General features: G+C 51.5%; 2 protein-coding genes. Both read right to left on the reverse strand.

The window, feature by feature from the left end; all coding sequences use genetic code 11:
- The coding region (locus tag ATB02_RS26845) for a hypothetical protein (RefSeq protein ID WP_241957656.1) at positions 1 to 65 on the reverse strand (65 nt) is incomplete at its 3' end.
- Between the two features lie 11 nt (positions 66 to 76).
- The coding region (gpU, locus tag ATB02_RS25910) for a phage tail terminator protein (RefSeq protein ID WP_105272419.1) at positions 77 to 355 on the reverse strand (279 nt) is incomplete at its 5' end.

Consider the following 355-nt stretch of genomic DNA (forward strand, 5'->3'; position numbering starts at 1 on the left):
CCGGTGTACATCCAGAACGTCGTTCCCGCACCTTTCGTTTTTGCCAGTGGATTTGGTGTGGTCATTGCCACCTCCTTTAATTCGTGTACGTGATCTGGTATGTGATTTCCGCCATCGCCCAGGTGGCCATCTCATTATCACGTTGATAGTTAAAACCGAGAGGGATCAGGGTGTCGATGAGTCCGGAAAGTGCCGGTATATCATTCAGAGCCGGGAAAATGGTGCTCTCCATCCACATATCCAGCTCTGAATCCGGTGCCTGTGCCCGGATGAAGACAGCAATATGCAGAACAGCCTGCCAGTCATCTTCATCCGTCATTTTTCCGGTGTACTGAGCATCACTCAGCCACACCGC

Origin of the sequence: Escherichia sp. MOD1-EC5189, assembly GCF_002966045.1 — a bacterium.
In the GTDB taxonomy this organism is placed as follows: Bacteria; Pseudomonadota; Gammaproteobacteria; order Enterobacterales; family Enterobacteriaceae; genus Escherichia; species Escherichia coli_F.